This window comes from Methanobacterium alcaliphilum (assembly GCF_023227715.1).
GTDB classification, from domain to species: domain Archaea; phylum Methanobacteriota; class Methanobacteria; order Methanobacteriales; family Methanobacteriaceae; genus Methanobacterium_E; species Methanobacterium_E alcaliphilum.
The window spans coordinates 140,091-153,859 of the sequence record NZ_JALKIF010000002.1 but is presented as its reverse complement, the minus strand read 5'-3'; the positions used below and the strand labels follow the sequence as shown (position 1 = coordinate 153,859).

At 33.2% G+C, this 13,769-nt stretch carries 13 protein-coding genes and 1 tRNA gene; 10 read left to right on the top strand and 4 right to left on the bottom strand.

Translation table 11 applies throughout. The annotated features are described in order from the left end of the window. The first annotated feature begins 23 nt into the window (after positions 1-23). The 6 genes from MXE27_RS02010 (at position 24) to MXE27_RS01985 (ending at position 4,551) form a co-directional block, all read left to right on the top strand. Complete coding sequence (locus MXE27_RS02010; protein ID WP_248610726.1) at positions 24-458, top strand: MOSC domain-containing protein; 435 nt, start codon at positions 24-26, stop codon at positions 456-458. A gap of 231 nt (positions 459-689) precedes the next feature. Further along, on the top strand, positions 690-1,181 hold the full coding sequence (locus MXE27_RS02005; protein WP_342765977.1) for a TspO/MBR family protein: 492 nt from the start codon (positions 690-692) through the stop codon (positions 1,179-1,181). A gap of 214 nt (positions 1,182-1,395) precedes the next feature. Then, on the top strand, positions 1,396-1,614 hold the full coding sequence (locus MXE27_RS02000; RefSeq protein WP_248610725.1) for a TIGR04165 family Cys-rich peptide: 219 nt from the start codon (positions 1,396-1,398) through the stop codon (positions 1,612-1,614). A 273-nt stretch (positions 1,615-1,887) separates the two neighbouring features. Then, positions 1,888-2,787 carry a hypothetical protein gene (locus MXE27_RS01995; RefSeq protein ID WP_248610724.1) on the top strand — a complete coding sequence of 300 codons (900 nt, stop codon included), beginning with the start codon at positions 1,888-1,890 and terminating at the stop codon, positions 2,785-2,787. Between the two features lie 70 nt (positions 2,788-2,857). Further along, positions 2,858-3,739 (top strand): hypothetical protein, encoded by an 882-nt coding sequence (locus MXE27_RS01990; RefSeq protein ID WP_248610723.1) that lies wholly within the window; start codon positions 2,858-2,860, stop codon positions 3,737-3,739. A gap of 167 nt (positions 3,740-3,906) precedes the next feature. Next, positions 3,907-4,551, top strand: a complete 645-nt coding sequence (locus MXE27_RS01985) for a nitrite/sulfite reductase domain-containing protein (RefSeq protein WP_248610722.1) — start codon at positions 3,907-3,909, stop codon at positions 4,549-4,551. Between the two features lie 27 nt (positions 4,552-4,578). Here the strand turns inward: MXE27_RS01985 and nifU are convergent, their stop codons facing one another. The 4 genes from nifU to MXE27_RS01965 form a co-directional block, all read right to left on the bottom strand. Continuing rightward, positions 4,579-4,953, bottom strand: a complete 375-nt coding sequence (gene nifU, locus MXE27_RS01980; protein ID WP_248610721.1) for a Fe-S cluster assembly scaffold protein NifU — start codon at positions 4,951-4,953, stop codon at positions 4,579-4,581. An 81-nt stretch (positions 4,954-5,034) separates the two neighbouring features. Then, the gene (gene nifS, locus MXE27_RS01975; RefSeq protein ID WP_342765981.1) at positions 5,035-6,186 is read right to left on the bottom strand and encodes a cysteine desulfurase NifS; all 1,152 of its coding nucleotides are present in this window, start codon (positions 6,184-6,186) and stop codon (positions 5,035-5,037) included. A 113-nt stretch (positions 6,187-6,299) separates the two neighbouring features. After that, positions 6,300-7,769: a homoserine O-acetyltransferase MetX gene (metX, locus tag MXE27_RS01970; protein ID WP_248610719.1), complete on the bottom strand. Its 1,470-nt coding sequence runs from the start codon at positions 7,767-7,769 to the stop codon at positions 6,300-6,302. 44 nt (positions 7,770-7,813) lie between these two features. Continuing rightward, a complete protein-coding gene (locus tag MXE27_RS01965; protein WP_248610718.1) occupies positions 7,814-9,139 on the bottom strand; it encodes an O-acetylhomoserine aminocarboxypropyltransferase/cysteine synthase family protein in 1,326 nt (441 codons plus the stop codon). Between the two features lie 425 nt (positions 9,140-9,564). Between MXE27_RS01965 and MXE27_RS01960 the strand changes: the two genes are divergently transcribed. From MXE27_RS01960 to MXE27_RS01945, 4 genes are all read left to right on the top strand, one after another. Continuing rightward, positions 9,565-9,635 (top strand) — tRNA-Cys (locus MXE27_RS01960). A 65-nt stretch (positions 9,636-9,700) separates the two neighbouring features. Beyond that, positions 9,701-11,083, top strand: coding sequence for a cysteine--tRNA ligase (cysS, locus tag MXE27_RS01955; RefSeq protein WP_248610802.1), 1,383 nt, complete (start codon positions 9,701-9,703; stop codon positions 11,081-11,083). Positions 11,084-11,203: 120 nt separating this feature from the next. Next, positions 11,204-12,574: an FAD-dependent oxidoreductase gene (locus tag MXE27_RS01950; protein WP_248610717.1), complete on the top strand. Its 1,371-nt coding sequence runs from the start codon at positions 11,204-11,206 to the stop codon at positions 12,572-12,574. 65 nt (positions 12,575-12,639) lie between these two features. Beyond that, a complete protein-coding gene (locus tag MXE27_RS01945; protein ID WP_248610716.1) occupies positions 12,640-13,656 on the top strand; it encodes a ThiF family adenylyltransferase in 1,017 nt (338 codons plus the stop codon). Positions 13,657-13,769: the final 113 nt, after the last annotated feature.

Genomic DNA, 13,769 nt, shown 5'->3' with positions numbered 1-13,769 from the left:
AATTTTGCATACAGGTTGGTATAATGGGTAAAGTATTAGCAGTTTGTATCAGTAAAGAGAAGCAAACAAAGAAAAAAGATATTAAAGAATCATTAATCTTAAAAAATTTTGGACTTAAGGATGATGCCCATGCTGATTCTTCATCTCACCGACAAGTTTCCTTATTGGCCCAGGAAAGTATAGACAAAATCCAAAAGAATGGTTTTAATGTTAAAAAAGGGGATTTTGCAGAAAATATAACTACTTCTGGAATAGATTTAAAATCACTAAAAATTGGCACAGTACTGTCTGTTGGTGAAAAAGTTCAAATAAAAGTTACTCAAATTGGAAAAGAATGCCATTCACCTTGTGCTATTTATCATCAGATGGGACATTGTGTTATGCCCAGTGAAGGTATTTTTGCAATAGTTTTGAGGGAGGGACTTGTAAAAGTAGGGGATGAAATTAAGATTGATTAAACATACACCATATTAAAATATGTCTTTTTTATTTCAATAGTTTTATTCATTCTCATGCTTTATATGAGGAATCATTTTTTATTCTCTTAGTTTCATATTTTTAGTTTAACATGCTACTCTCCCGCCCATCATTTCATTATATTTTATCATCTTTTAGTAGAATTTATAATAATGGAAGTTCATAATTATTATCATATTTTAGATTTTTTGAAATAGATGAGTGGAGGGATAATGGCTATGGAAAAGTTTAAAGTTCAAGATCTTCCAAAACTTGTGGCATCTTTTTTTGCTGTATTTTTGGCTGCTTTCATTGGAAATTATTTCACATTCCCAGAAATTACAACTTGGTATGTTAGTCTGGTTAAACCTGTATGGACACCTCCAAACTGGGTTTTTGGACCCGTGTGGACAACTCTTTATATCTTGATGGCAGTTGCATTATTCTTAGTTTGGAGACAGGGTTTGGAAAGAAAAGAAGTTAAATACGCTATTTTGATTTTTGCCGTTCAATTAATACTTAATATGGCCTGGTCAATTGTGTTCTTTGGAATGCATAATATTCTCGGTGGGTTTGCAGTTATTTTGATATTATGGGTTGCTATTCTGGCCAATATATTTGCATTTTACATTGTTTCTAAACCAGCAGGCTTACTTTTAGTGCCGTATATTATTTGGGTTAGTATAGCTTCTTATCTAAATTATAGTGTTTACCTTTTGAACTAACACTAAAATTTCCCTATTTTTAATTTCTTATTTAAAAGGGGAGTCATTCATCTTTTATATCACTGAAGATAAGTAATAATGGGCACTTAAATTTTAATAATCGTAACATTTATAAAGTATTGTTCGTATAATATAGTACATTCGATAACACACGAACTAATTAAATTGAAAAGATGAACATCAAAAATTTATAAAAACTACTCGGGGGAGTAAAATGAAAGCAGAATATTTAAACCAGGAATGTCCAAAATGCGGATGCAAAGATAAGAGAATATCTCGTAGAAGAAATGCTAAATCAAGTGAAGATGCATTTTATATACCACATATACCTCAGGGTGATGTGGGAATCATTAAATGTGGTGAATGTGGCCATATATTTGAGTTCTGTGAAGACCGCAAGATGCCTGTTGAAGTCAAGAAAAAATTAGTATAACTTATTTTCATATTTTTTTCAGGTTTATTTTATTATTTTAAGCATGGTTATTTTGATTTGATTGTGAATAATTTTAAGCACAATATGGTTTTTTTTTTTTTGATTTGGTATAAATTAGGGTCTCTTTTGGGAAAAATTACTTTTAAGCTAAATCAATAAAATACAGTAAGAATTACTTAGTATTTTAACTTAAAACGGTTCATTCAATAGTTTAATTTGTTTTAAGTTATTTTTACAGTCTTAATTATTTTAAAAATAATTTGTGTGTTCATCATGTTTGAAATTAAAAAAATTATAAAAGAGAGATATGGTGTGATATTGTTATTCGCTATTTTTATTTTCTCTTTTGCACTGAACTTATATGTCCTTACTCGTTATTCTTTATCTTATGGAATAGATGGGGCTTTTTATAATAATCAAATCGCAAGTATATTACAAACAGGCTTTCCTATAACTGCTGATCCTCCACTTGCTTATTATTTACTAACTCCCTTTGCTCTTGCAGGGGGTCAACTTTTAGGACTTAAAATAGGGACTGCCTTCTTTGGGGCGGTATTAGCATTTCCAGCATTCTATTTAACAGAACTCTACTTTAAAAATAAAAATGAAGTTTCAAAATCATCTAAAGCACCTGCTTTACTTAGTGCCTTTTTAATAACTGTCAATGTGAACTATTTTTCCATGGTAGGCAGTTATGGTATTCTGCAGAATCTTGTAGGTGTATTCTTTCTGGTTTTAATGTTATATTTTGCCATAAAATGGATGGAAAATTCTCCCAAAAATAAAAAGTTTGGTGTGATAACTATTATACTGCTTGCATGTAATATGTTGACTCATATTTATACAGGGGCCTTAGCAGTAATTCTTTTTTTCGGACTAATTATTTTTACAATTTTTTTTAAAAAGTTAAAAACTGGTAAAACACCATTTTTTGAAGTTAAGATATTTGTTTTAGTAGGTGTACTTGTAGCAGGAACATTTGCAACATTATTTGCATTTTATCCCATTATGGTTTCAAAGTTCACCACATTTCTTTCATTTTTCGGATTCTTTTCAGGTGCAGAACTTAATAATATGGGTTCCAATAATTTAGATGCTTGTTATAATTATTTCTGCAGTTTACCATTCTTTTTGGGCATATTTTCTGGAGTCATGATTAAAACAGGGTCTTAAAGAGAATTTTAACTCTCAAATCAACTCCACAACTTTGCTAACATGGGCGTACCTTGTTTTTGCTGGTGTAATGGCAATTTTAACATTCATCTCTTCTGAGTACCAGGCCCGGTTTTTACTTTTATCATTCGTACCAATAGCGCTTCTGGTACCATTAGGATTAAGATATATGGAATCTGTGTTTACAGCAAAAAAACCATATTATAAAACAACCATATCGTTACTGGTGATTGGAATTTCCTTAATATTCGCTTTTTCCAGTTTCTATACTGCCAGTGCCACATTTTCATCTATTGGCCCCAGTATTAGTGAACAGCAGTACGATGAATTATTAGCCATTAAAGAAAATGCAACTTCTATGGGTATTAATGAAAATACAATACTGGTTTCCAGTGATTTTACTTCATATTACTGGATAGAATATGTATTTGATCAAGAAGTTCAATTGAACAATATTCAGAATAATGATTCTAATCAAAGTTTTTATTATATTTCAGTAGATGGTGATAATGGGAAAGAGAATAATAATCAAGAGAAGTTAATGATGGGTTCCAATGTGCCGGGTAGTTTTTTCTTACCATATGGGCCATCTCTTCTATCAAATTCTGCGGATGTAGTTATAATAGGCAACCAGTCTAAGATGGGATCTTTTCCAAATAATGATGGTAAAATAAATGGCACTGGCCCACATAATATGACAATGAATAATACTGCACACCATAATCTCAATAAAACAATATTTAATGGTTCCAAACCCTTAAATAAAGGTAATTCTACTCCAAACTCTGCAATGAACAATGGGGCCTTGGTTCCTAAGGGGAATTTTTCTGCAGGTGGTCCAATGAATCAGAGGGCAGGTCAGGGGATGTCTGGAAGATTTAATTCATTATATCCATCTGGAACGATAGTTTTCAATGGGAACTATGTAAAAGTATATAAGATTTCAACTTAGCTTTTTTAAAATTAATTTTTATTAATGCTTCTTTTTAGACAGTATTCAACAGTTATTTAAGTTGAAACTTGATAAAAAATATATTTGAATTTGAGAAATATCTTACAACTTTGAAGGTTGTAAAAATTGTTTTAGGGTTACAACTTGTTTGGTTGTAAGGTGATTTAATGATGGATATTCCAGAAAAAGGAGCTAAACTTCAACTTGACGGTAAATTTGCTATTATCCCACATATACCTGGGGGTATGTTGGATGCTGAAACTTTAAATGAAATTTCAAAAGTAGCAGAAAAATATGAGCTGACTTTGAAGATAACATCAGCAACAAGAATAGCACTCATTGGAATAGAAAAGGAAGATATTGATAAAATATGGGAGGAACTGGATATGAAGATAGGTGGTTTCAATGGAAAATGTGTGAAATCTGCAAAATTCTGCTTGGGAACTACCCACTGCAACAAGGGTCTCCAGGATTCAGTTAAATTAGGCTTGGAAATTAATAAAACATTTTTGGGGATTGAAACCCCTAATAAAGTTAAAATTGGCATTTCGGGCTGTTCAAATTCTTGTTCACAATCTGCATTTAAAGATATAGGATTAATTGGCACTAAAAATGGATGGAAAATATTAATTGGTGGTAATGGGGGCCGTAAACCTAAAATTGGTGATTTATTAAATAAAGACTTATCTAATGAGGAAGCAATTGATTTTATTAACCGTGTAATTTCATATTATCGAAAACAAGATACAAAAAAACGTTTAGGTGGTCTCATTGACCATAGAGGATGGTATGAATTTATTGAAGGTTTATAAAATATTTTAAAAATAAAAAAATATTTTTTATTCTTCTTTCTGTTTCTTTTGATAGTCTTCTATAGCAGCTTGCAAGGCATCAGCAGCCAGGTTAGAACAATGCATCTTAACTGGAGGAAGGCCTTCTAAAGCGTCAGCCACGTCATTTCGAGTAATTTTTAAGGCTTCATCTATAGTTTTACCTATAGCTAATTCAGTAACCATACTGCTGGTGGCAATAGCAGCCCCGCAACCAAATGTTTTAAATTTAATATCTTCAATTACATCGTCCTCTACTTTGATGTAAATGGTCATTAAATCTCCACAAGTAGGATTTCCTACAGTTCCTTCACCATCTGCATCTGGTATTTCGCCAACATTTCGGGGATTGGAGAAGTGATCCATAACTTTTTCAGTATACATAATTTCACCTTAAATTTTTATAAATTTATTGAATTGGTACTATTTTCAAGTATTTTATTTTCAATAGGCTCTGCGCCATTTTTATTTGTTCCACAGTGGTGATAAGTTTCTAAGAGTTTCTACAGATTCTTTAATGGCATTAATAGTAAATAATATTTCCTCTGAGGTATTTTCTTTGCCTAAACTTAATCTAAGAGATCCGTGTGCTTCAACTTCTTCCAGACCTAGTGCCATTAGAACATGGGATGGTTCCAATTTTTTAGAAGAACATGCAGAACCCGTTGAAGCAGCAATTCCTTTGGCATCAAGATGCAATATTAATGATTCACCTTCAATTCCTGTAAATCTAAAATGGGCATTGTTAGGTAGCCTATTTTCGCGATCTCCATTGAGGTAAGATTCTTCAATTCCTTCTAAAATACCCGCAATTAATTGATCTCTTATTTGTGTGTTGTGTTTAATATTTTCTTCTAAATGAACCATTGCAATTTCACAAGCTTTACCTAAACCTACAATACCGGGAATATTCTCAGTCCCCGGCCTCAAACTCCGTTCATGCCCTCCACCATGAATTATTGGTTCTAAAATGATCATTTTTTTAACATATAATGCCCCAACACCTTTAGGCCCAAATAGTTTATGGGAAGATAATGATAGCATATCTACATTCAATTTTTCCACATTTACTGGTATTTTACCTACACTTTGCACGGCATCTGTATGGAAATAAATTCCTTTTTCGCGGGCGATCTTTCCAATCTCAGCAATTGGTTGGATAGTTCCAATTTCGTTGTTGGCATGCATGATAGTAATTAAAATTGTATCGTCACGAATGGCTTTTTTAACATCTTCTACCCTTACGATTCCTTCCTTGTAAACAGGTAAATATGTGACTTCAAAACCATTTTTTTCCAAATATTTACATGTTTCTTCAACCGCAGGATGCTCTATTTTACTTGTAATAATATGCTTACCTTTATGTTTCCATTTATATGCAGTTCCTTTAATGGCGATATTATCTGATTCAGTACCGCCGCTGGTGAATATTATTTCTTGAGGGCTGGCCCCAATTAGTGCAGCTACATTCTCTCGAGCGATTTCCATAGCTTTTTTGGCTTCTCTACCTAATGAATAAAATGTTGATGCATTACCAAAATCTTCGGTGAAAAAGGGTACCATGGATTCAAAAACTTCACGATCCACTGGTGATGTAGCTGAATGATCTAAATAAATCATTTTTAACCTCCGTACTAAAGTTACTTTAATAATAGTTAATTAATATTTATATTATTACGAAGTGGTGATAATAATTTTTTAAATGTTACATTAATGTGATTTGTTTATTTTTAGTATCTGCTTATTAAGGTGCTTAGATGATCTGTGGTTATTATTCCTTCAATCCTATTTTCTGAGTCTACAACTGGAAGAGATGATATATTGTATAATTTCATTTTTTCAGCAGCTTTTTCAATTGTTTCATCAGGATAGATAACAACCACGTCTTCAGTCATTATTTGATCCAGGAAGCTGCATTTAAGAGCAACTGCTTTGGAGATGTCCCATGCAGTCACAATCCCAATAAGTTTTTTATCGTGGGATGCTACTGGCAAATGTGTTACTTTTGTAGCAATCATCAAATTTGCTGCATCTTCAATAGACGAATTCTCATTTATAATGGCCACATCAAGTGCCATGACATCACGCACTAATGTATGGGATAAGAATCCATTGATAATATAATTTAACTGCCCGGATTCCAGTAAAAATGCGTCGTGACCATATGCTGATTTGATTTCATGGTAACTCACGTCAATTTCATTAGCAGTTAAAGCCATTACTATTTCTTTTGATTGACTAGGGGGATATAACCAGTCAGAATCAACTGAAATCACTAAAATTTTAGCTTTAACATCTTTAAAACCTTGGGCTAAAGAACCATTGCTGGTGAGATCGTAATAATCAATAGCTTTTGTTATATAAAGATAGGAATTGGCATCAAATCTTTTAACAAAAGATTCGCCTTGATAATGCAGGTAACTTTCGACTTCAAAGTCCAGATCGAAATCAAAACTGTACTCATCTTTATTTTGAAGCCTTCTTCCGAATTTTTCATACATTGATTCATTAGAAAGGTAAGTAATATGGGCAATCATTCTGGCCAGACTTAAACCGTCTTTGGGCGGTTTATCTTTTGAGTAGGAACCTTCTTCCCAACTTGGATCAGATATAATGGCTCTTCTTCCGACTTCATTAAAAGCAATCTGCTGAGGTGAAGAATTTGCTGCAGTAGCAATGGGTATGCCCATTTTAACCATTTCTGGAAATGATACGCACCATTCAAGAACTTGCATACCGCCCATTGACCCTCCAATTACTGCCAAAAGTTCATCTATCTCAAAATGTTCTATTAAATATTTTTGAGATTTAACCATATCTTTAATAGTAATTATGGGAAAGTCCAACCCGTAGGAGGTTCCACTTTCAGGGTTTATTGATGCAGGGCCAGTGGAGCCTTTACACCCTCCTAAAACATTGGAACATATGATGAAATATTTTTCACTGTCCAGGCATTTTCCAGGACCAATAATTATATCCCACCATCCGGGCTTAGTGTCTCCGTCATGCCATCCTGCAACATGAGCATCTCCTGAAAGGGCATGACAAACTAATATGGCATTATTTTTTTCCTTATTTAATTTACCATAAGTTTCATAGGCTAAAATTACTTCTTTAAGCTTTTCTCCACTTTCAAGATTAAGTTCTTCAGGTAGTTTAAAATATTTTGTTTCTACCAATCCCACAGATTCTTTTTTCATTTATATCACAATAGTTATATCTGGTGTTATAATGTATAAATTCTTCATTTATAATCATTTTCATTTACCTCAATTTTATTTAAGGCTTGATCAATATCAGCTATAATGTCTTCAATATTTTCTAACCCAACGGATAATCGAATGAAATCTGGAGTCACTCCTGTTTTTGCTTGTTCTTCAGGGGTTAACTGCTGATGGGTGGTGGATGCAGGATGAATTACTAAACTCTTGGCATCGCCGATATTTGCTAAGTGAGATAATAACTCTACATTTTCAATGAATTGTTTCCCAGCTCCCAGCCCACCTTTAATTCCAAATCCAACTAATGCACCGTAACCATTTTTCAAGTATTTGGATGCTATTTCGTGGGCAGCATCATCTTCAAATCCGGGGTAAGTGACCCAATTAACTGATGGGTGTTCTTTTAAGAATTTAGCTACAGCAAAAGCATTTTCAGAGTGTTTCTGCACTCTAAGATCCAGTGTTTCTAATCCCTGTAAAAACAAGAATGAATTGAAAGGACTCAAAGCGGCCCCTAAATCTCGTAATAATCTGACTCTCGCTCTAAATGTGAATGCAACATTACCCATTCCTGGGAAATCACCAAAAGCATCCCAGTAAACTAAACCATGATAGCTGGGGTCTGGTTCTGTATACTGTGGGAATTTTCCATTATTCCATTTGAAATTTCCAGAATCTACAATGACTCCCCCTATTGATGTTCCATGCCCTCCAATGAATTTGGTTGCAGAAAGTACACTAATATCCGCGCCGTGTTCAATTGGTTTGACTAATCCAACGCCAGTTGTATTATCTACTACTAATGGAATTCCAGCATCATGGGCAATCTTTGAAAGCACTTCAAAATCGGGCACGTCTAGTTTGGGGTTACCTAATGATTCAGCGAAAATTGCCTTAGTTTTATCGTTTATGGCATCTTCAAATGCTTCAGGATTTGAGGAATCTACGAAATTAACTTTTCTCCCTAATTCTGGAAAAGTGTAGTTAAGAAGTTGGTAGGTTCCACCATAGAGATTATCTGCTGATAGAATTTCATCGCCGGGTAGGCTGATGTTAAGTAAGGCATATGAATTTGCGGCTTGTCCTGATGCAACGGCCAGGGCTGATCTACCACCTTCAATTGCAGCAATTCTTCTTTCAAATACATCGCTGGTGGGGTTCATAATTCTGGTGTAAATATTACCTAATTCTTTTAATCCAAATAGATTTGCCGCGTGATCTGCGTCATTAAATACATATGATGACGTTTGATAAATTGGCACTGCTCTGGCTCCTGTTGTGGGATCAGGCTCTTCTTGTCCTATGTGCAATCCTAATGTACTCAAACCATATTCTCTTTTTTCACTCATTTTCTTAACTCCTATAAATTTTAGTTTGCCATATCACAATTTTAATGGCATGATTAGTTTATAACTAATTAATTAACGTTAATTTAATTCATTAGTTCAATTAACTCTTCTTCCAACAAAAATTACATAAGATATCGCAATATAACAATTGTTATATTAATTTCATTTATAAATCTTTCGATTGTGATATTCTAAAAATCATTTTATATTCCTTTGGTGAGGGTTATTTAGGTGTTTATATCTATTTCTTTTCTTTAATTATATCTTACAATAGACATTGAAATTTTAAAATAGTATTAGACATTTGGGAAATTATAACTTGTTAATTGGTTATTTATAATAGAAAACTATTTATATAACAATCGTTAATTTATGGTTGTCGCAGAGATAAATACATTAAACAGATATAATATACATAACTAAATGCCAAGATGACCGAGCGGCTAGGTGCGTGGCTGCAGACCATGATACTTGGGTTCAAATCCCAATCTTGGCCTAACTTTTTTAAATAATTAAAATTAAAACTATTTTTATACTAATTTAAAGTGGGTACTAAATATGATAAACATATACAACACCATGAGTCAGAAAAAAGAACTGTTTAAGCCGATGAATGAAAAACGGGTTAAACTATTTGTCTGTGGTCCAACGGTATATGATGATGCACATATTGGACATGCCCGAACTTATATTTCATTTGATGTAATTAAAAGATATCTTGAATATAGGGGATTTAAAGTTTTCTATCTCCAAAATATAACCGATATTGACGATAAAATTATCAACAGGGCTGTAGAAATTGGAATGGATCCTGAAAAACTTGCTAAAAAATTTGAAAAAAGATATCAAATAGATATGAATCTTTTAGGAGTGAATGGGGTCAATTTCTTTGCAAGAGCAACGGATCACATTCATGAAATAATTAAACAAATTGAAACTCTAATTGAAAAAGGATTTGCCTATGAAACTGAAAACGGGGTTTATTTTGACGAAGCTAAATTTCTAGATTATGGGAAACTCTCCCGACGAAAATTAGAAGACCTGAACGTTCACCGGGTAAATATAGATAAAACTAAAAAAAATCCAGGAGATTTTGCATTATGGAAGAAAAGGGATCAAAAACCGATTTGGGATTCTCCATGGGGGCCAGGTCGTCCAGGATGGCATATTGAAGATACGGCCATTACTGAAGAATACTTTGGCCCACAATATGATATCCACGGCGGTGGATTGGATTTAATTTTCCCCCATCATGAAGCAGAAATTGCCCAGATGGAATCAGCTTCTGGCAAACAACCAATGGTTCGCTACTGGATGCATACTGGGTTTTTAAATGTTTCTGGTGAGAAAATGTCTAAGTCTCTGGGAAATTTTATCACCATCCGCGACTTGTTAGAAAAACATGATGGGGAAACATTCCGTTTCTTTGTATTATCTACTCACTATCGCAGCCCCATTGATTTTAGTGAAAAATCATTAGAACAAGCTGGAAAAAGCCTTAAAAGAATTAGAAAAATAGTGGAAAAGTTAAATGAATTAAAAAAAGATGCAGAAGAAACCAATTCCTTTGATGATTATTTCAAGGGGATAATGGATGGATCCAGTAGTGACTTTTTCAAAGCTATGGACAATGATTTTAACACTCCTGAAGGATTAGCAATTGTTTTTAATCTAATTAAAGAATTAAATAAATCTTTTAAAGTAAAAAATCCTTCAAGATCTGTCTTAATGGATATATCCTCCTTTTTTAATGAATTAAGTGAAATATTAGGCATAAACTTTAATAATATTCCAGATAGTTTCACTGATGAAGAGTTGTCTACTCAATTACTGGATTTGGTTGTTAATTTACGTCAAAAACTCCGAGAAAGAAAAGAATGGGAGTTATCTGACGAAATTCGAGATAAATTAAATGATTTAGATATTCAAATTGAGGATAAATGATTTTTTAAATATTTTTTTTACTCTATCATTATAAAATTCCAATACCATTAACTATATAAATCACGATTGTTATATAACAATAGTTAATAATTAAAATAAATGCTTTTCAATAGTGGTAAAATGAGTGATAATATTTTAGTCATTGGTAGTGGTGCCGGAGGGGCTACAGTTGCCCGTGAATTATCAAAAAAAGGTAAAAAGGTAACATTAGTGGAAAAAGGGAACTTTCATCCTAAAGGCAGTGCTGCAAAAAATTTGAAATCTAAACTGGCCATTCAAGAAATAGACACCATTAAAGAAGAAAAATTAAAGAAAAATGAGTTATACAAATATCTAATCAAGAATTTAACAGATGATAATGTTCATCGACTTAACTTAGAGTTGATGTATTTGGAGGGAGTGGGTGGCACTACAACCGTTTCTATGGCCAATGCTTGCTATGCTTGTAGTTCGTGCTACGCTGATTCAACCACCACACAATTTCAACGGCATGATCTGGAACTTTATGATGAATTTCTAGAGGCAAGTCAGGAAATGAATGTCAATCCACTTCCCTTTGAATATAGAGGACCTATAACTCAAAAAATTACTGATGCCGGAGAAAAACTTGGATTTTTCATGGAAGCAATGCCTAAATTTATTGATTTTTCTATCTGTGATAAATGCGGAAATTGTCTTTTTTACTGTAAAACAAATGCTAAATGGGATTCTACTTTTTATATTAATGAAGCCCAAAAAAATGGCGCAGAACTTATCACTGATTTTAATATAAAAAGAGTGCTGCACAATCAAAAAAGAGTCACCGGTGTTGAAGGTGTTTTTAATGGAAATAAAAAGATAATTAAAGCGGATAAGGTGATATTATCTGCAGGAGCTTTAAATACTCCAATAATATTAAGAAATTCCGGAATAAAAAAAGGTGTAGGGGAAAATATTTTCTGTGATCTCTTTATTACAGTTGGGGCATTTCTAAAGGATTCGAATTTTAATCAAGAAATCCCCATGGGCGTAAAAACAGAATTTGGACCATATTTCATTTCTCCACATTTTTCAGCTTATTTACCTCCACTAATAGAACAAAAATATAAAGAACAGGGAAAAACAGTAGAAGTTTCTTCTAAAGACGTAGTCGGGTTTATGATAAAAATTGCCGACGAATCAAATGGATATATTGATAAGAAAGGTCAAATTTTTAAAGATATTTCTTCCCAAGATTTGAAACTTTTTGAGGAAGGAATTAAAAAAGCTTCGGATATTTTAATAGAAATTGGTGCAGACCCAAATTCTATTGTGATAAGTCCGGTGAGAGGTGCTCATCCTGGAGGCAGCGCTGCTATGGGCCGTGTTGTGGATGAATCATTGCAAACAGAAATTGAAGGACTCTACATTGCTGATGCCAGTGTAATACCTAGAGCTCCAGGCAGGCCACCAATTTTAACCATTGTAGGTCTTGCCAAAAAATTGGCAAAAATAATTGTCCAAAAGTCCTGATTTCAAAATCCATACATATTTTATTTTTAATATTTCATCGAATTAACTTATAAGAGGTAAATTAAATGCTTAAAAGATATTCCAGACAGATTATTCTTTCTAACATAGGGGAAAAAGGTCAAAAAAAACTTTTAAATAGTAAAGCAGTTATTATAGGATGCGGAGCATTAGGAACCGTTGCTGCCAATAACCTTGCCCGTGCTGGAGTGGGAAATATTGTTATTGTTGATCGGGATTTTGTTGAGTTAAGTAATTTGCAAAGGCAAATGCTTTTTTCGGAAGAGGATGTAGGTGAGCCAAAAGCAATTTCAGCAGCAAAAAATTTAAAGATAGTAAATTCTCAGATAAATTTGGATGCTGTAGTAGCAGATTTGAATCATACTAATGTTCAGGAACTATTAAAAGATGCAGATGTTGTTCTTGATGCTACAGATAATATACAAACCAGAATGTTAGTAAATGATGTCTGCATAATGGAGGAAATACCATGGATATACACTGGTGCTATTGGTACTTCTGGAATGATTATGACCATTTTACCTTCAGGTCCTTGTTTAAGGTGTTTATACCCCAACATTCCAAAACCAGGTTCACTACCTACCTGCGATACTTTGGGTGTTTTAAACACTGCAACGATGATTATGGGATCAATGGAAAGTACGGAAGCTATTAAAATTCTCTTGGGGGAGTATGATGGTGAAAAAATACTTGATGGGACATTAGTGGTCTATGATGCATGGAACAATTCTATTGATCATATTGTGGTTAAAAAAGCAGATGAATGCGTATGTTGTACTAAAGGAGAATTTGAATTTTTAAATGCGGATGAAAAAGAAATAATCACATCTCTATGTGGTCGAAACGCTATGCAAATCACTCCAGCAAGCCCTAAAAAAATAAAACTTTTGGAACTGGCCTCTAAATTGGAAAACTTAGGGGAAGTAAAAGCGACGGATTTTTTAGTTTTATTCAAAATAGATGACTACGAAATATCTATCTTTAGAGATTCTAGAGCAATAATAAAAGGTACCTCTGATGGAAATGTGGCCAAATCTCTTTATGCTAGATATATAGGAACTTAATTAGCTTAGATAGATAGAGTTAAATTGTTGTTTCAGGTAAGCAATTAATAAAACCCTACTTGTTAAAAAAGAGATTTTTATACTTTTATACTCGTGAACCCGATGAAAATAAC